Annotated in this window: 19 protein-coding genes; 10 read left to right on the forward strand and 9 right to left on the reverse strand. The window is 69.9% G+C overall.

The features are described 5' to 3' along the window. Together lepB and V1351_RS02975 are read right to left on the reverse strand one after the other, a co-directional pair. Positions 1–708 carry a signal peptidase I gene (lepB, locus tag V1351_RS02970; protein ID WP_338750569.1) on the reverse strand — a complete coding sequence of 236 codons (708 nt, stop codon included), beginning with the start codon at positions 706–708 and terminating at the stop codon, positions 1–3. A gap of 25 nt (positions 709–733) precedes the next feature. After that, entirely contained in the window at positions 734–1,351 is a 618-nt protein-coding gene (locus V1351_RS02975; protein ID WP_338750570.1) for an ArsR/SmtB family transcription factor, read from the reverse strand. Between the two features lie 242 nt (positions 1,352–1,593). Between V1351_RS02975 and rplM the strand changes: the two genes are divergently transcribed. The 3 genes from rplM to glmM all read left to right on the forward strand — a co-directional run bounded on the left by rplM (position 1,594) and on the right by glmM (position 4,179). Further along, entirely contained in the window at positions 1,594–2,037 is a 444-nt protein-coding gene (gene rplM, locus V1351_RS02980) for a 50S ribosomal protein L13 (RefSeq protein WP_338750571.1), read from the forward strand. Between the two features lie 32 nt (positions 2,038–2,069). Then, entirely contained in the window at positions 2,070–2,582 is a 513-nt protein-coding gene (gene rpsI, locus V1351_RS02985) for a 30S ribosomal protein S9 (protein ID WP_338750572.1), read from the forward strand. 247 nt (positions 2,583–2,829) lie between these two features. After that, the gene (gene glmM / locus V1351_RS02990; protein ID WP_338750573.1) at positions 2,830–4,179 is read left to right on the forward strand and encodes a phosphoglucosamine mutase; all 1,350 of its coding nucleotides are present in this window, start codon (positions 2,830–2,832) and stop codon (positions 4,177–4,179) included. A gap of 30 nt (positions 4,180–4,209) precedes the next feature. Here the strand turns inward: glmM and V1351_RS02995 are convergent, their stop codons facing one another. From V1351_RS02995 to V1351_RS03005, 3 genes are read right to left on the reverse strand one after another with little or no spacing between them, the layout of a single operon-like run. Continuing rightward, the gene (locus V1351_RS02995) at positions 4,210–4,563 is read right to left on the reverse strand and encodes a nuclear transport factor 2 family protein (RefSeq protein WP_338750574.1); all 354 of its coding nucleotides are present in this window, start codon (positions 4,561–4,563) and stop codon (positions 4,210–4,212) included. Then, the gene (locus V1351_RS03000) at positions 4,560–5,633 is read right to left on the reverse strand and encodes a Glu/Leu/Phe/Val dehydrogenase dimerization domain-containing protein (protein WP_338750575.1); all 1,074 of its coding nucleotides are present in this window, start codon (positions 5,631–5,633) and stop codon (positions 4,560–4,562) included. Before V1351_RS03000 ends, V1351_RS02995 begins: the two co-directional genes overlap by 4 nt. 50 nt (positions 5,634–5,683) lie before the next feature. Further along, the gene (locus tag V1351_RS03005) at positions 5,684–6,199 is read right to left on the reverse strand and encodes a beta-class carbonic anhydrase (protein WP_338750576.1); all 516 of its coding nucleotides are present in this window, start codon (positions 6,197–6,199) and stop codon (positions 5,684–5,686) included. A gap of 245 nt (positions 6,200–6,444) precedes the next feature. Here V1351_RS03005 and V1351_RS03010 point away from each other — a divergent pair, with 245 nt between their 5' ends. Genes V1351_RS03010 through V1351_RS03025 form a run of 4 tightly spaced genes read left to right on the forward strand, consistent with a single transcriptional unit; the run spans position 6,445 to position 10,828 of the window. Next, positions 6,445–7,752: an extracellular solute-binding protein gene (locus V1351_RS03010; RefSeq protein WP_338750577.1), complete on the forward strand. Its 1,308-nt coding sequence runs from the start codon at positions 6,445–6,447 to the stop codon at positions 7,750–7,752. Next, positions 7,749–8,690: a carbohydrate ABC transporter permease gene (locus V1351_RS03015; RefSeq protein WP_422389002.1), complete on the forward strand. Its 942-nt coding sequence runs from the start codon at positions 7,749–7,751 to the stop codon at positions 8,688–8,690. The genes V1351_RS03010 and V1351_RS03015 overlap by 4 nt, the downstream gene beginning before the upstream one ends. A 1-nt stretch (position 8,691) precedes the next feature. Further along, positions 8,692–9,546 (forward strand): carbohydrate ABC transporter permease, encoded by an 855-nt coding sequence (locus V1351_RS03020; RefSeq protein ID WP_338750578.1) that lies wholly within the window; start codon positions 8,692–8,694, stop codon positions 9,544–9,546. Between the two features lie 28 nt (positions 9,547–9,574). Then, positions 9,575–10,828, forward strand: coding sequence for an ABC transporter ATP-binding protein (locus V1351_RS03025; RefSeq protein ID WP_338750579.1), 1,254 nt, complete (start codon positions 9,575–9,577; stop codon positions 10,826–10,828). Positions 10,829–10,900: 72 nt separating this feature from the next. On the opposite strand, the gene V1351_RS03030 is transcribed toward V1351_RS03025, so the two are convergent. Beyond that, complete coding sequence (locus V1351_RS03030; RefSeq protein WP_338750580.1) at positions 10,901–11,857, reverse strand: PfkB family carbohydrate kinase; 957 nt, start codon at positions 11,855–11,857, stop codon at positions 10,901–10,903. A 2-nt stretch (positions 11,858–11,859) separates the two neighbouring features. Next, on the reverse strand, positions 11,860–12,879 hold the full coding sequence (gene glpX, locus V1351_RS03035) for a class II fructose-bisphosphatase (protein WP_338750581.1): 1,020 nt from the start codon (positions 12,877–12,879) through the stop codon (positions 11,860–11,862). 75 nt (positions 12,880–12,954) lie between these two features. On the opposite strand from glpX, the gene V1351_RS03040 reads away from it, so the two are divergent. Further along, positions 12,955–13,632, forward strand: a complete 678-nt coding sequence (locus tag V1351_RS03040) for a DUF4245 domain-containing protein (RefSeq protein WP_338750582.1) — start codon at positions 12,955–12,957, stop codon at positions 13,630–13,632. 3 nt (positions 13,633–13,635) lie between these two features. Here the strand turns inward: V1351_RS03040 and V1351_RS03045 are convergent, their stop codons facing one another. Beyond that, positions 13,636–13,869, reverse strand: coding sequence for an exodeoxyribonuclease VII small subunit (locus tag V1351_RS03045; protein ID WP_338750583.1), 234 nt, complete (start codon positions 13,867–13,869; stop codon positions 13,636–13,638). Positions 13,870–14,005: 136 nt separating this feature from the next. Here V1351_RS03045 and V1351_RS03050 point away from each other — a divergent pair, with 136 nt between their 5' ends. Next, entirely contained in the window at positions 14,006–14,992 is a 987-nt protein-coding gene (locus tag V1351_RS03050; RefSeq protein WP_338750585.1) for an IS481 family transposase, read from the forward strand. Positions 14,993–15,165: 173 nt separating this feature from the next. On the opposite strand, the gene xseA is transcribed toward V1351_RS03050, so the two are convergent. After that, entirely contained in the window at positions 15,166–16,398 is a 1,233-nt protein-coding gene (gene xseA, locus V1351_RS03055; protein ID WP_338750587.1) for an exodeoxyribonuclease VII large subunit, read from the reverse strand. 118 nt (positions 16,399–16,516) lie between these two features. Between xseA and V1351_RS03060 the strand changes: the two genes are divergently transcribed. Further along, positions 16,517–17,569, forward strand: coding sequence for a 4-hydroxy-3-methylbut-2-enyl diphosphate reductase (locus tag V1351_RS03060; RefSeq protein ID WP_338750589.1), 1,053 nt, complete (start codon positions 16,517–16,519; stop codon positions 17,567–17,569). Positions 17,570–17,591 lie beyond the last annotated feature (22 nt).

Raw genomic sequence — 17,591 nt, forward strand, 5'->3', positions numbered from 1 at the left:
TCAGTCGCGCAGCGCGTCCCCCGGGGGCAGCGGCCACCACCGCGTCCACAGCGTGCCGACGACCTGGTCGGCGCGCACGAAGCGGGCGGCGCACTCCTGGTCGCCGGTGCGTCCGCGACACGCGGAGACGGAGTCTGCGCTGTTGGACCGGTTGTCGCCCATGACGAGGTAGGAACCCTCGGGCACGGTGATCTCCGGCAGGCAGCGGGCCGAGAGCGGTCCGCCGTCCGTGCAGTCCTGCTCGTCCGGAGCGAAGGGGATCTCGTGCTCCACGTACGGCTCGTCGAGGGGCTGGCCGTCCACGAGGAGCCGGCCCTGCTCGTCGCAGCACGAGACGGTCTCGCCGGGAAGCCCGATGACCCGCTTGACGGTGTGCGCGTGGTGGCTCGGCCCGATGCCGAGGACGTCGCCGACGGTGCGCACCGCGTCCGTGAGCGCATCAGGCTCCGCGATGCGCGCCGACTCCCAGGTCTGCCCGTGCGCGAAGGCGATGACCTCACGGCGCTCCAGCCGGCTGCCGTCGACCCCGACGACCTGCGCCACGACCCGGTCGCCGGTCATGATCGTCGGCTCCATCGACCCGGACGGGATGACGAAGGGGCGCGCCAGGGTGTGGGTGATCACGGCGAGGATCGCGAGTGCGATGACGATCCGGACGACGATGCCCAGGGCCAGGGGCAGCTCGCGGCGTTCGCGTCGGGGACTCACGGTGGTCAGCCTAGGTCCCGGGCCGTCAGGCCCGGCGGGGCAGCGGGGTCAGGCCAACCGCGACCGTGACCCGACGGGCTCCGGGGGTGCCGGCTCCCCGGCGTCGGTAGCGGTCCAGCACCGCGCCGAGCTCCGCGCGCAGGGCCGCCAGCTGGGTCTCGTCGACGAGCACCTCCTGCTCGTCCAGGCCGCACTCCTCCTGCCAGACCATCGGCCACGAGACCTGGGCATCGATCCACCCGTGGAGCCGGTGGGTGTGGTGGTCGACGTGGTCGTGGGCGAGCCAGAGGGCGTCGGCCAGCTCGTCGGCGTCGGAGATCGTGCTCACCGCGACCGAGGTGTCGACGCCCCCGTCGTCCTCGTCCACCGCAGCGGCCCACACCCGCGAGCGCCCGTCGCCCAGGCCGGTGTCGACGAGCAGTCCCGCGTCCGCCAGCACCCGGCAGTGGTAGCTCGTCGCGCCCGTGTTGCTGCCCAGGGCACGGGCGAGGTCGGCGGCGGTCGCCCCACCCTGCAGCCGCAGGTGGGCGAGGATCCGGGAGCGAAGGGGGTGGGCCAGCAGCCGCCACGCGGCCGGCGCCGAGGCGGCTGACGGGGGCTGGGACGCGGTGCCCGAGGTGTCCAGGTCGTCGTGATCAGCCATGCCCCGATGATTGCACAAGTATTGTGCAATCATCGGGGACGGTGTCGTCGTCGTGGGATGGGTAGCATCACCAAGCCCATGGAATCAAGGGTTTCGGGCCTGCTTGCGCGATTTCGCCGAGCACTTCGTCGGTCCGTAGAATGGTGTGCAGCGACGCCCCGCCACCACGTGGCCGGCGGTGTCACCCCCTTCGTCCGACGGAGGGGGCCGGAGCACCAACGAGAGAGCAGAAGGCATCACTCATGCGCACGTACACCCCCAAGGGTGGTGAGATCACCCGTCAGTGGCACATCATCGACGCCACCGACGTCGTGCTCGGCCGCCTCGCGAGCCAGACCGCCACGCTGCTGCGCGGCAAGCACAAGACGACCTTTGCCCCGCACATGGACATGGGCGACTTCGTCATCATCATCAACGCGGACAAGATCGCGCTGACCGGCTCGAAGGCCGAGAAGAAGCGCGCCTACCGCCACTCGGGTCACCCGGGCGGTTTGTCCTCGATGAACTACACCGAGATGCTGGAGAAGCACCCGACCCGCGCGGTCGAGAAGGCGGTGCGGGGCATGCTCCCGCGCAACAGCCTCGGCCGTGAGCAACTGGGCAAGCTCAAGGTCTACGCCGGCGCCGAGCACCCGCACGCGGCCCAGCAGCCGACCCCCTACACGATCTCGCAGGTCGCGCAGTAAGCGCTGCCGAGAAGGAATCAGAGGCATTTATCGTGGCTGACACCACCGACAACCCAACCGAGGTCCTCGAGGGCGACGAGCCCGAGCTGAGCTCCTACACCTCCGAGTCCGACGGCCCGGTCGCCGCCGCCGAGCCCGTGGCCCGCCCGACCGCGTCCGCGCCCGGCGCCGGTACCGGTCGCCGCAAGCAGGCCATCGCCCGCGTCCGGATCGTTCCGGGCACCGGCGAGTGGAAGGTCAACGGACGTCCGCTCGAGGAGTACTTCCCGAACAAGGTCCACCAGCAGATCGTCAACGAGCCGCTCACCGCGCTCGAGCTCGACGGTGCCTACGACGTGCTGGTGCGCGTCCACGGCGGTGGCCCCTCCGGCCAGGCCGGTGCCGTCCGTCTCGGCGTCGCCCGCTCGCTCAACGGGGTCGACCCCGAGCTGAACCGCGCGACCCTGAAGAAGGCCGGTTACCTCACCCGGGATGCTCGCGTCCCGGAGCGCAAGAAGGCCGGTCTGAAGAAGGCCCGCAAGGCGCCGCAGTACAGCAAGCGCTGATCAGCAGCCGGCGAGCGAAGGGCGGTCCCCACCCGGTGGGGACCGCCCTTCGTCGTCGTCGGATGACACGGTCGCGGGGACGCGGCCGGGACGCCGGATTCGCCCGGCGGGCCCGGGCGCGACCACGTCACGGCCCGGCCCGCCCGTGTCGCCCCGGCCCGCGTGTGCCGTCCCGGCCCGGTATCGTGACGGAGGCCGTCCACAGACCCTGATCCCGGACCGGTTCCCGACGGAAGGTTGCCCGACCATGCCCCGACTCTTCGGCACCGACGGTGTGCGCGGACTCGCCAACGGCGAGACCATCACCGCGGACTTCGCCCTCCGGCTCGCCCAGGCGGCCGCCCGCGTCCTGCGGGACCCCGAGGGGACGGAGGGTCGGCGCCCGGTCGCCGTCGTCGGACGCGACCCCCGGGCCTCGGGGGAGTTCCTCTCCGCCGCCGTCGTGGCCGGTCTGGCCAGCAGCGGCATCGACGTCCTGGACGCGGGCGTGGTGCCGACACCGGCGCTCGCCTTCCTCACCGGTGAGGTCCACGCCGACTTCGGCGTCATGCTCTCCGCCTCCCACAACGCGATGCCGGACAACGGGATCAAGTTCTTCGCCGTTGGTGGCCACAAGCTCCCTGACACCGTCGAGGACGACATCCAGGCGGCCATGGACCTGGAGCCGGCACGTCCGGTCGGCATCGACGTGGGCCGGGTGACCTTCATGGACGACGCCGGTGCCCGGTACATCCGCCACCTGCTCGATGCCGTCGAGCCGGACCTGAAGGGCCTGACGATCGTCATCGACGCCGCGCACGGTGCCGCGAGCGAGGTCTCGCCCGAGGTCTTCCGCCTGGCCGGGGCGCAGGTACACGCGATCGGCGCACGCCCGGACGGGCTGAACATCAATGACGGCTGCGGCTCGACCCACCTCGAGGGCCTGCAGGCCGCGGTGGTCGAGCACGGCGCCCACCTGGGCATCGCCCACGACGGCGACGCGGACCGATGCCTCGCGGTCGACGCGAGCGGTGAGCCGATCGACGGGGACCAGATCATGGCGATCCTCGCCCTGTCGCTCCAGGAGCAGGGCGAGCTCGCCGAGGACACCCTCGTCGCGACCGTCATGAGCAACCTCGGGCTCATCCGCGCCATGGAGTCCGCCGGCATCCACGTCAAGCAGGCCGGGGTGGGCGACCGCTACGTCCTCGAGGAGATGCGCCGGGGCGGCTACTCCCTCGGCGGGGAGCAGTCCGGTCACGTCATCATGCTCCAGCACGCGACGACGGGCGACGGTGTCCTCACCGGCCTCATGCTCGCGGCCAGGGTCGCCGAGACCGGCCGGTCGCTCACCGAGCTCGCGGCGGCGATGACCCGCATGCCGCAGGTGCTGATCAACGTCAAGGACGTCGACAAGAACCGGGTCGAGGGTGACGAGGGGGTGCGCTCGGCCGTGGCCGACGAGGAGACCTCGCTCGCCGGTGAGGGGCGGGTCCTGCTGCGCAAGTCCGGCACCGAACCGGTCGTGCGGGTCATGGTCGAGGCCGCGACGGAGGAACGTGCCCGCGCCACGGCCGACCGCCTGTCCGTCGTCGTCCGGGAGCGCCTGGCCATGTGACGGCGCCCGGTGGGGCCGGGCCGTGCCGGGTCAGACGGCCGGGACGTCGAAGTAGGAGTGCCTGGTGAGCGCCCGGTGCTGCTCGTCGAGGACGAAGAAGTCGCAGAATCCGACGCGCGCCGCGCTGCCGTCCTTGAGCGTGCCCTCGAAACGGCCCCGGACGGCGACCTGGTCACCGTCGACGAGCACGGCGTCCAGGATGTGCCGACCACCGGCGATGACGCGCTCGCCGCCGTAGAAGGCGGCGAGTGAGTCCCGCCCGACCATCGGGGCGTAACCGGGCCGATGGTAGATCGCGTCGTCGGTGAAGCAGTTCAGCACCCCATCGACGTCCCCGGCGTCCACGCGCTCGTAGTACCGACGGACCGCGTCCGCGCCACTCATGCGACGACCTCTCGCCCCAGGGCCGCGGATGCCCGCTGCAGGGCTGCGGCCAGCGGCGTGATCTGCTGCGTCTGCGCCGTCGTGAGGAGTTCGCTGACGCGTTCTCCGATCCGGTCGACCGCGGCCAGGGTCTCCTCGTCGCTCCAGCCGGAGACGCCGCCGTGGACCTGGACGACCCCGCCGGCGTTGGCGACGAAGTCGGGGACGAAGGTGATGCCCGCCTCGCGCAGGTCCTCGGCGCACCCCGGCTCGTCGAGGGTGTCGTTGGCTGCTCCGACGATGATCCGGGCGGGGATGCGGGCGATGGTGTCGCGGGTGACGACGCGGGCGACAGCGCACGGCGAGAAGACGTCGGCGGGGTGGAAGGGTGCCTGTTCCGCGTCGATCGCGGTGCCGCCCAGCTCGTCGGCCAGCGCCCCGGCGCGGGCGGTGTCGACGTCGGCGACGGTCACCCGTGCCCCGTCCGCGTGGGCCAGTCGGGCGACCTCGGCGCCGACGCTGCCGACGCCCTGGACGACGACGTGTGCCCCGGCAAGACCCCCTTCGCCGTGGTGGTGGACCGCAGCGGACCGCATGGCGGCGTGCACGCCCCGGGCGGTGAAGGGGGAGGGGCTGACCTCGTCGCAGAAGGCGCGCGCGCCGCCATCATCACGGATGGCCTGCATGTCCTCCAGCAGGGTGCCCATGTCGACGCCCGGGATGTACGTGCCCCCGGTGCGGGCGATCATCTCGCCGAAGCGGGCGAAGAGTGCACGGCGCTCGGGCGACCCGGGGGCGGGGGCCTCGCCGTCGAGCATGACGACGGACTTCGCGCCGCCGTAGGGCAGCTCGGCCAGGGCGTGCTTGAGGGTCATCGCGGCGGCGAGGCGCTGTGCCTCCCGCGCGGCGGCGGCGGTCGTGGGATAGGCGCGGTAGCGCACTCCGCCGAAGCCCGGACCCAGCGTCGTGTCGTCGATGGCGATGATCGCCCGCAGGCCGGTGCGCTCGTCGCGGCAGGTGATCGTCTGCTCGCTCGCCCAGGCCTCGGCGATGCCGTCGGGTGTCGGGATGGGGGGCGTGACTGTGGTCATGGACCCATCGTGACAGGGGTCGTGTGACCCCCGTCACGCGGGTCGACGGCTCAGAACTTCTGGTCGAGCAGGCCGGTGTCGACGTCGTAGACGAAGCCTCCGACCTTGGCGCGCTCACCGATGAGCGGGTGGGTCCGTACGCCGGCGACATCCTGGCGCAGTGCGTCGACCTGGTCGCGCACGACATGGAACCCCTGCCACGAGGCGTCCTGGCCAGCGGACGCGCCGACCTTGGCGCGGAACTCGTCCTCGGTCGCACTACCCATGGCGCACCGGGTGTGCGGGATGATGAGGATCCGCTCGACCTTGAGCAGGTGGACGCCCAGGACGAGTGCCTCGAGTGCGGCGGATGTGACGCGTCCGCCGGGATTGCGGAAGATCTTGGCGTCTCCGGGCTTGAGGCCGAGCATGCCCAGCGGGTCGATCCGGCTGTCCATGCACGTGACGATGGCGACACCGGCGTGCGCGATGCCGTCGAAGCCGCTGAGCGCGAACTGCTCGGAGAAGGTCTGGTTGGCCGACAGCAGGTCGGCGAAGTCCTCGGGGGCGGACGGGGAGGCGGGCATCAGATTCCTTTCTACGTCGTCCTTGCACAGTAGCCCTGCCTCCGGTGACCGGCGACGTGGGTGTTCGTGAGCCCTTGATCACGCAGTGCCCACCCGGGGCCCGGGCCGTGCTCATCATGAAATCACCCCGACACGAAGTCGTGAGCCCCTTGGTGTGTCATGGACCACGGTTGCGGTGTAGACAAGGTCTGTGGGAGGCGGCGTTCAGTGACCCGTCGCGCCCCGCGGACGAAGGGAGCGACGTGGTGACACGACGACGAGGCCGGATCGCCTTCGTGGCGGCTGCCGGCACCGCTGCTGCGCTCGGGCTGTCGGCCTGCGGTGGGGACAGCAGCGCCAGCGGCGGCACGCAGCTGACCTGGTGGATCAACCCCGATGGTGGCGGTTCGGACCCCGAGGGTGGGGGCCAGGTCCAACTGGCCAAGGAGTGCACCGCCGCGTCCGACGGTGCGTACACGATCAACTTCCAGATGCTGCCCAACAGTGCCAGCGACCAGCGCCAGCAGCTGCTGCGCCGGCTCGCCTCGAGCGACGAGGGCGTCGACATCATGTCGATCGACCCGGTCTTCGTCGCGGAGTTCGCCGAGGCAGGGTTCCTCGCGCAGGTGCCGGCGGACATGAAGTCCGAGTTCACCGAGGGTGTGGTCCCCCCGGCGGTGACCAACGCGCACTGGAAGGACACGATGTACGCGGCACCCTTCTGGGCGAACACGCAGCTGCTCTGGTACCGCGAGTCCGTCGCCAAGGAGGCGGGGCTGGACATGAGCGAGCCGATCACCTGGGACGAGCTGATCGAGGCGGCCAAGAAGGTGGACACCGAGATCGGGGTACAGGCCTCCCGCTACGAGGGCTACATGGTCTGGATCAACGCCCTGGTCGAGGGGGCCGGTGAGCACATCGTGCAGAACCCCGGAGCCCCGGGCGAGGAGCTGGAGTTCGGGCTCGACACCGATGGCGGCACGCAGGCGGCTGCCGTGATCCAGAAGCTGGCGGACGCCAAGGTCGGTGGTCCGGCACTCGGTTCCACCAACGAGACCACCTCGCTGGACATGTTCCAGAACGAGAAGGCCGGCTTCATGCTCAACTGGCCCTACGTCTACGCCGCGCTCAAGGGCGCCGAGGTCGACTGGATGGACGACCTGGCCTGGGCCCGCTATCCGCGGACGGTTCAGGGTGAGGAGTCCAAGCCGCCGTTGGGTGGCATCGAGATGGGTGTCAACGCGGCCTCGGACGACCCGAAGGCCGCGTGGGAGGCAGTCGCCTGCCTCACCTCTGCAGAGAGCCAGACGACCTACATGCTCGGCACCGGCAACCCGGCGGCCCGGACCGAGGTGTACGACGACTCGGAGATCCGGGAGCAGTTCCCGATGGCCGACCAAATCCGCACCTCGCTGGCCGACTCGGGTCCGCGTCCGCTCACGCAGTACTACGGTGACGTGTCCTCGGGGATCCAGCGCGTCTACAGCCCACCCGGGTCGGTCGATCCCGACACGACGCCGCAGCAGGCCGAATCGCTCCTGCACGCCGTGCTGAAGGGAGATGCGTTGTTGTGAGTGCCACACCACCCACCACTCAGGCGGCGAAGGGGGCGAAGTCGCCCTTGTCCGACCGCTCCCGCAGCGAGCAGCGCCTGGGATGGAAGCTGGCGATGCCGGCCTTCATCGTCATGGTCCTGGTCACCGGGTACCCGATCCTCCAGGCCGTCTGGAACAGCTTCTTCGCCTACCGGCTCACCGATCCGGACAACCGCCGCTTCGTCGGCCTGAACAACTACCTCGTCTCCTTCACCGACCAGGTCTTCTGGTCGGCGATGTGGATGACCGTCCTCGTCACGATCATCACCGTGGTCGTCGAGCTCGTCCTCGGCTTCATCATCGCCCTGGTGATGCACCGGATCGTGCTGCCACGGCGCACGCTGCGCACGTTGGTCCTCATCCCGTACTCGATCATCACGGTCGTCTCCGGCTTCACGTGGTTGTACGCCTTCAGCACCGGGACCGGCTTCGTCAACCAGTGGATCCAGTGGATGCCCGGGATCGACGCGAACTACAACTGGTTCGGTGGCTTCTGGTCCTCGCTCTTCGTCATCTCCCTCTCGGAGATCTGGAAGACGACGCCCTTCATGTCCCTGCTCCTCCTCGCAGGCTTGGCGCAGGTCGACACCTCGATGGAGGAGGCGGCCAAGGTCGACGGGGCGTCGTGGCTGCAGGTGCTGATCAAGGTCATCCTGCCGAGCATGAAGGCTGCCGTCATGGTCGCGCTGCTCTTCCGCACCCTCGACGCGTTCCGCATCTTCGACAACATCTTCATCATGACCGGTGGCGCCAACGACACGAGCTCCTTGTCGATGCTCATCTACCGCCAGACGATCGACCGCACGGAGATCGGATTGGGATCCGCGCTGTCGGTGATCCTCTTCCTCTGCGTGCTGGTCATCGCGGCGGTCTTCGTCAAGGCGTTCAAGGTGGACCTCGCGGAAGGGAGGGGCTGACATGAAGCAGTCGGCCAAGGGAACCGGCATCTGGAGCGTCCTGGCCGTCCCGATCATGCTCTGGACCGCGGTCCCGCTGCTGTGGATGCTGTCGCTGTCGCTGAAGAGCGCCGACATGCTCGCTGACCCGGATGCGAGCCTCCTGGGCAACTTCTGGCCCAAGGACCCGACGCTGGAGAACTACGAGCTGATCTTCAGCGGCGGCGCGAGCGAGCTGTTCATGCCGGCGCTGCGCAACTCGCTCATCGTCTGCCTGCTCGCCACCCTGATCTCGGTCGTCCTCGCGATGTTCTGCGCCTACGCGATCTCCCGGCTGGAGTTCAAGGGCAAGAAGATGATCCTGGTGACCGCGCTCGCGGTCAGCTTCTTCCCGGTGGTCGCGATGGTCACCCCGCTGTTCGAGATCTGGAGCAGGACCGGGCTCTTCGACACCATCCCCGGTCTGGTCATCCCCTACCTCGCGCTCACCCTGCCGCTGTCCATCTGGACGATGTCGGCCTTCTTCCAGCAGATCCCGTGGGAGATGGAGCAGGCCGCGCAGGTCGACGGCGCGTCGAGCTGGCAGGCCTTCCGCAAGGTGATCATCCCGCTCGCCGCCCCGGGGGTCTTCACCACGGCGATCATCACCTTCTTCATCGCGTGGAACGACTTCGTCTTCGCGATCTCGCTCACCTCGGACCGGGCGCGCACGGTCCCTGCCGCGCTCGCCTTCTTCACCGGGGCGAGCCAGTTCGAGCAGCCGACGGGCGCGATCATGGCGGCCTCGGTCGTCGTGACCATACCGGTGGTCATCCTCGTCCTGCTCTTCCAGCGCCGCATCGTCGCCGGCCTGACCTCGGGCGCCGTCAAGGGCTGACCCCCGCCTTTCGAAACAGGAGAATCCCATGGCTGAGATCACCTTGAACAACCTCGTGAAGAAGTACGGCGACGGCTTCCCCGCAATCAACGACGTGAGCCTGGACATCAAGGACGGCGAGTTCATGATCTTCGTCGGCCCGTCCGGCTCCGGGAAGTCGACCCTGCTGCGGATGGTCGTCGGGCTCGAGGACATCACCAGCGGCGACCTGCACATCGGCGGCAAGCGGGTCAATGACCTCTCGCCGAAGGACCGCAACCTGTCGATGGTCTTCCAGAACTACGCCTTGTACCCGCACCTGACCGTCTTCGAGAACATCGCCTTCCCCCTTCGCCTGGCCAAGGGCAAGCACCCCGAGAGCGAGATCAAGGAGAAGGTCAACAACGCCAGCGCCCTGCTCGAGCTGGACGAGCACCTCCAGCGCAAGCCGAGCAACCTCTCCGGTGGCCAGCGTCAGCGCGTGGCGATGGGGCGGGCGATCGTGCGTGATGCGGACGCCTTCCTCTTCGACGAGCCGTTGTCCAACCTCGACGCGAAGCTGCGCGGCCAGATGCGCACCGAGATCGCACGGATGCAGCGACGACTGGGCACGACGACGATCTACGTCACCCACGACCAGACGGAGGCACTCACCCTGGGCGACCGGGTCTCGGTGCTGAAGAAGGGCGTGCTGCAGCAGGTCGCGAGCCCGCGGGAGCTCTACGACCAGCCGGTCAATCTCTTCGTCGCCGGCTTCATCGGCACACCTCCGATGAACTTCATGCCGGCGGAGGTGCAGGGTGACGAGCTGGTGCTGCCGTTCTGCTCCGCACCACTGCCCGCGATGACCAAGGAGCGGCTCTCCGGTCAGGACCTGCTCATCGTCGGCATCCGGCCCGAGCACATCAAGGACGCCGATCTCGGCGACGCCACGACCGACGGCGTGCGTTTCGACGCGGTCATCGACCAGACCGAGTGGCTGGGCAACGAGCAGTACGCCTACGTCCCCTTCGAGGTCGAGGGCAACGTCAAGGCCAAGCTCGACGAGTTGGACAAGGATCTCGACGGCGAGGGCATGCGCACCCAGATGGTCGTCAACCTCGACCCGCGCTCGCGGGTGCGGGAGGGGGACGTCGGCCACTTCGTCTTCAACCCGGCGCTCATGCACGTCTTCGACCCGGAGTCGGGGGACTGCCTCACCCGCGACGACGAGGCCGCTGCGGAGATCGCTCGCCAGTCCGAGGAGGACCGCCAGCGTGCGCTCCGTCGCGCCCGGGAGCGTGAGGCGGAGGCCCACGCCTGACAGCCACCTCCGCGAAGGGGTGGCCCACTCGGTCGCGCAAGCCCGAGCAGTGGCGGAGGAGGGGATCGTCCGTCAGCGAGCGGGGCCGATGCCCAGCTCGGCGCGGCTGGGCGGTTGGGCCCCGACGCGGGTGACCGTCACGGCGGAGGCGTCGATGCCGCGTCGGATGGCAGGCACGAGAGTGCGACCGCGGGCCTTGCGCAGCCGTGCACGGGCCCCGGGGCCGCCGAGGAGGCCGGCATCGAGCAACCCGGAGAGCAGACCGGACATGAAGGAGTCCCCGGCGCCCACGGTGCTGACGACCTGCACGGACGCACCGGGCAGGGAGACCAGTCGGCCGGAGGGCAGTACGGCCAGAGCGCCGTGCTCGCCCCGGGTGCACACGGCCAGTGACGGCCCGAGGTCCCGCCAGGTGTGCAACCACTCGGCGAGATCGTCCTCGTCGAGTGGCCGGCCGGCGAGCCACTCGAGGTCGGCGTCGCTGGCCTTGACGACGTTGCTGACGGCGACGCGTCGCTCGACCTCGTCAACGGCCCGGTCGTGGTCGGGCACCAGAGAAGGGCGGATGTTGGGGTCGTAGGAGACCGTGCCGGCCTGCCGTCCACCGTCCATGGCTGCGAGCACGTCGAGCCCGCCCGGGCGCATCAGGGCCCCGTACGACCCGGTGTGCAGGTGACCGGTCCGCTGGGGCAGCTCCGGCACCCGCCAGGTGACCTCGAAGTCGTACTCGGCCTGACCGTGGTCGTCGATGGTGGCGGTCGCGACCGGGGTGTCCTCGGCCCGGTCGCTGCCGGGGACCAGGGTCACCCCGGCGTCGGAGAGGTGCGCTCCGATCGCAGCGCCGTACCGGTCGCGACCGATGTGCGTGGCCAGGGAGACGGAGTGGTCCAGTCGGGCGAGGCCGACGGCCACGTTGAGGGGGCTGCCTCCCACGTGCTCGGCGCCCGACCCGTCCGGTGACCGAACGATGTCGATGAGCGCCTCGCCGATGACCAGGGTCGATCCCGCGGCTCCGCGACGTCCGGGCATGGTCAGGCGGAGAGCTGCGGGGAAAGCCGCTGGACCTTGGTCAGGTTGTGGTGCGCCTCGACGATCCGGGTGGTGCCGGACTTGCTGCGCATGACGAGGGACTCGGTGGTGGCGCCTCCGGGGCGGTACCTGACGCCACGCAGCAGCTCGCCGTCGGTGATGCCGGTCGCGACGAAGTAGCAGTTGTCGGTCTGCACGAGGTCGTCGGTGGTCAGGACCCGCTCCAGGTCGTGGCCGGAGTCGATGGCGTGCTGTCGCTCATCGTCGTCGCTGGGCCACAGGCGGCCCTGGATGACGCCGCCGAGGCACTTGATCGCGCACGCGGTGATGATGCCCTCGGGGGTGCCGCCCACGCCGAGCAGCATGTCGATGCCCGTGTCGGGGCGAGCAGCCATGATGGCGCCGGCGACGTCACCGTCGGAGATGAAGCGGATGCGGGCGCCGGCGGCACGCACCTCCTCGGCGAGCTCGGAGTGCCGCGGACGGTCGAGCATGACGACGGTGACGTCCTCGGGCTGGGTCGACTTCGCCTTGGCGATGCGCCGGATGTTCTCGGCGACGGGCAGGCGGATGTCGACGGTGTCGGCGGCGGCGGGGCCGGTGACCAGCTTGTCCATGTAGAACACGGCGCTCGGGTCGTACATCGTGCCCCGGTCGGCGACGGCCATGACGGAGACGGCGTTGGTCATCCCCTTGGCCGTGAGGGTGGTCCCGTCGATCGGGTCGACGGCGACGTCGCAGGCGGCACCGTGGCCGTCCCCGACGTTCTCGCCGTTGTAGAGCATCGGGGCCTCGTCCTTCTCGCCCTCGCCGATGACGACGACGCCGGACATGCGCACGCCGGCGATCATCGAGCGCATGGCGTCGACGGCGGCGCCGTCGGCACGGTTCTTGTCGCCGCGACCGACCCATCGGCCTCCGGCCAGTGCGGCGGCCTCGGTGACCCGGACCAGCTCCATCGCCAGGTTGCGGTCGGGGTGCATGACCCCGGAGCTGGGGGCGGGCGTGCTGGTCTCGTCCATGGTTCTCCTCCGGCGTGGTCCTCGTCGCGCCGAGCCTATCTGTCGCCCTCGGGTGCGCGTGCGACCATGGGCTCCATGAGTTCCACGCCCGGCGAGTCTGCCGAGTCCGTCCCTCGACCGCAGCAGCCGGTCGAGCCGACACCGGCCGAGATGGCTGCGCAGCAGGGGGTCCCGGCCCGGGGCGCGAGCCACTACGCCAAGGGCACGGCGGCCAACATGGCCCGGTCGATGGCCGTCATCATCGCGATCGCCCTCGCGCTGTACTTCATCTCCGGGCGCACCAACGGCCAGGCTCCGGACACCGTCGACGTCGTCGGGACGGCCCAGCACCACGCCCAGCAGTCGGGCCACCCCTTCGCCTACCCCGAAGGTCTGCCGGATGGCTGGGCCCCCAGCACGGTGCGGTACGCGAGCACGTCGGGCGCCATGACCTGGAACGCCGGGTACACCACCCCCGACGACGAGTTCGTCTCGGTCAAGCAGGCGGCCGACCCCGGTGAGGAGTGGCTCGCGACCCAGACCCACGACAGCGGGACGGTCGGCGAGCTGACGACCAAGGACGGCCGGGAGTGGGTCAAGCGCGCCGCCGACGGCGCGGGCCAGCGCAGCCTCGTGCTCGAGCCGACGGCGTCCGAGGAGTTGACGACGGTCGTGACGGGGTCGGGCAGCTGGGCGCAGTTGCAGGAGTTCGCGGAGCATCTCGTCCCCGCCTCGACGGGGGCGAAGGGGGAGTCCTCCGGCAGCAGCCCCTGAGGCTCAGTCGTCGTCGGCGTCGTCCTGCGACTGCTCGCCGGAGGCGAGGCTCGCCTCGGCCTTGTCGAGCCAGGCCTCGCAGTGCGCGGCGAGCGCCTCGCCCCGCTGCCAGAGCCGCATGCTCTCCTCGAGGCCGGCCTGGCCCCCTTCGAGCCGGGCGACGAGCTCGACCAGCTCCTGGCGGGCCTCCTCATAGCCCAGGTCCTCGACATCCGTCGGCTGCTGCTCGTCGTCCATGGGCGCCACTCTAGATGTACTGACCCGGGACGTTGGTTGAGTGATTGCGATCCGCTGATCTGATCAGTGGCGCGGAAGGACCTCCTGCGGTGGAGTGGAACTGCCAAGTCATCACTGCCACTCACAGGAGGCCCTCATGTCCCACGCTAATGCCGCTCTGACGGTGCGTCACCGGCTCAAGGTCGCCCAGCTCGCCGTCGATCAGGGAGTGCCGATCAGTGAGGTCGCGGCCCGGTTCCAGTGCTCCTGGGCGACGGTCAAGCGCTGGGCCGACCGGTATTCAGCGGGTGAGTCGATGAGAGACCGCTCGAGCCGGCCGCACTCGCTGCCGGCCAAGACGTGCCCGTCGACGACCAAGCGGATCGTGTCGTTGCGGCTGCGCAAGCGCCTGGGCCCTGTCCAGCTCGCCGCACACGTGGGGGTTGCGCCCTCGACGGTGCACCGGGTGCTCACTCGGTGCCACCTCAACCGGTTGACGCACGTCGATCGCGCTACCGGTGAACCCGTGCGCCGATACGAGCACGAGCGTCCCGGCGACATGCTGCACGTGGACGTCAAGAAGTTCGGCAACATCCCCGACGGGGGCGGGTGGCGCTTCGTGGGCCGAGCCCAGGGCGGAAAGAACCGTGCAGCCACCCCGGGCAAGCCGAAGAGCAAGCACCGCAACCCGAAGATGGGCCACGCGTTCGTGCACACCGTCATCGATGACCACTCCCGAGTCGCCTACGCAGAGGTCCACGACAACGAAACCGCGGCCACCGCCACTGCTGTCCTGCGCCGAGCCGTCGCCTGGTTCACCGCCCGCGGCATCACCACCCACAGGGTGCTGTCCGACAACGGATCGGCCTACGTCTCGCACCTGTGGCGCGATGTCTGCGCCGAGCTCGGGATCCAGCACTCCCGCACCCGACCCCGCCGTCCGCAGACCAACGGCAAAATCGAGCGCTTCCACCGAACCATGGCCGACGGGTGGGGATACGCCCGCTGCTACACCTCAGAGACCCAGCGACGCCAAGCTCTGTCAGCATGGCTCCACGAGTACAACCACCATCGTCCCCACACCGCCTGCGGGAACAAGCCGCCCATCACCCGCTTGATCAACCTGTCGGGTCAGTACATCTAGATCCGCTCGCCGTCAGCGGTCCGCGGACCGTCCTGCGGGACGGCTCGCCACGTGACGCGCGGGGCACGACGACCCTCTCGTGGTGGCGGTCGGGCGCCAACCCCGACAGTCACGGCCACGTGCCGCGCCGCCATGGTCGCCGTACCCGTGCGTAACCTCGGCTGGCGAGCCGCTCAGGAGTCGGTGACGCGTGCGGCGAAGTCCCCGTCGGCGACGGTCACCCGCAGCAGCTCATCGACCTCGAGGTGCTCGCGGCTGACGACCACCTCCCCGTCGGGTCGCTGGACGATCGCGTACCCGCGCTCGAGCGTGGAGGCGGGGGAGAGGACCCGGGCCTGGGCGCGCAGATGACCGACCCGGTCGCGCTCGCGGTGGAGGAGGGCCTCCACCCGTCCGTGGGCCCGCCGGTGGAGGGAGTCGATGACTTCGCGCTGGGCACGCACGAAGGCGGTGCGGTCCGCCAGCACCGGCCGTGAGGTCAGCTCCACCAGGCGGTTGCGCTCACGCTGGACGAAGGCCGCCAGACTCCCTCGCGCACGGTCCCGGGCGTCCGCGATGCCGGCGCGCTCGGCAGCGGCATCGGGGCAGACCAGCTTGGCCGCGTCCGTCGGAGTCGACGCGCGCACGTCGGCCACCAGGTCCAGCAGCGGGGTGTCGACGTCGTGGCCGATGGCGCTGACGATGGGTGTGACTGCGCCGGCGACCGCGCGGACCATCGCCTCGTTGCTGAAGGGCAGCAGGTCCTCGACCGATCCGCCACCCCGCGTGACGATGATGACGTCCACGTCGTCGATGGCATCGAGCTGTGTGATGGCGGCGCTGACCTCGCTCACCGCCTGGGCGCCCTGCACCGGGACCTGTCGGATCGCGAAGGGCAGACCCGGCCACCGGCGGTGGGCGTTCTCGATGACGTCGCGCTCCGCGGCGCTGGCCCGTCCGCACACGAGGCCGACCCGTCGGGGCAGGAACGGCAGGGGGCGCTTCCGGGAGGCGTCGAAGAGACCCTCGGAGCGCAGGTTCTGCTTGAGGTACTCGATCCGGGCGAGCAGCTCGCCGACCCCCACCGGCCGCAGCTGGCGCACGTCCATCGTCAGCGAGCCGCGCTGCGTCCAGTAGTTCGGCTTCGCCTGGACCACGACCCGCGCACCCTCGGTCACGGGGGTGGGCATGGCGTCCAGGGCGGTGACCCGGACCGAGCACGAGAGGGACATGTCGACGTCCGGGTCGCGCAGGGTGAGGAAGGCGGTCCGGGCCCCCGGGCGCACGCGCAGCTGGACGACCTGCCCCTCGACCCAGGTCACCGACATCTTGTCGACGTAATCGGCGATCTTCATGCTGAGCACGCGCACCGGCCAGGGTGCCTCGGCAGAGGTCTCGGCGGCCTTCTCGGGCAGCGGTGTGCTCATGGTGACCCTCCAGTCCTCACGCGTGTCCGGGACAGTCAAACAGGTCCTGCTGACGGTGGTGTGGGGGAGGAGCCCGCCCATCAGGGGGTGTTCAGGCCTCTCGCCTACGATGACGGGCATGACCACCAGTGCAACCACGTCCGCCGCCTCCGACGCCGGGCAGAGCACCAAGCGAGTGCTGCTTGCCGCTCCCCGCGGTTACTGTGCCGGGGTCGACCGCGCCGTCGTCTCGGTCGAACGGGCCCTCGAGCTCTACGGCCCACCGGTCTACGTGCGCAAGGAGATCGTCCACAACAAGCATGTCGTGACCACGCTGGAGAAGCGTGGCGTCATCTTCGTCGAGGAGACCGACGAGGTCCCCGAGGGCGCCACTGTCGTCTTCTCCGCCCACGGCGTCGCGCCGGTCGTCCACGACGAGGCCAAGGCCCTGAGCCTGAAGACCATCGACGCGACCTGCCCGCTGGTGACCAAGGTGCACCGCGAGGCCGTCCGCTTCGCCGACGGCGACTACGACATCCTGCTCATCGGTCACGAGGGCCACGAGGAGGTCATCGGGACCTCCGGTGAGGCCCCGGAGAACATCACCCTGGTCGAGAGCCCCGACGACGTGGACGATGTCGAGGTCCGCAACCCGGACAAGGTCGTCTGGCTCTCCCAGACGACGCTCTCGGTCGACGAGACGATGGAGACCGTCCGTCGGCTGCGGAAGAAGTTCCCCGCGCTGCAGGATCCGCCGAGCGACGACATCTGCTACGCCACCCAGAACCGTCAGCTCGCAGTGAAGCAGATGGCCCAGGACTGCGACCTCATGCTCGTCGTCGGCTCACGCAACTCCTCCAACTCCGTGCGACTCGTCGAGGTCGCCATCGACCACGGCTCCCGGGACGGGCACCTCGTCGACTACGCGGACGAGATCGACGAGGCCTGGCTCGAGGGTGTGCACACCGTCGGGGTCACCTCCGGGGCCTCGGTCCCCGAGATCCTCGTGCGCGGTGTCCTGGACTACCTGGCCGAGCGCGGGTACGGGGACGTCACCGCGGTGAGGGCGGCCGAGGAGTCCCTGATCTTCTCCTTGCCGAAGGAACTGCGCAAGGACCTCAAGGCCGCCGGCATGGACGACAAGATGAAGCACGACGCGGCATCGACCGAGGACGCCGGCCAGTTGCACTGAGGATGCCGCCGGCGGGCGTCGA

It is taken from the genome of Janibacter sp. A1S7, from assembly GCF_037198315.1.
Taxonomy (GTDB): domain Bacteria; phylum Actinomycetota; class Actinomycetes; order Actinomycetales; family Dermatophilaceae; genus Janibacter; species Janibacter alittae.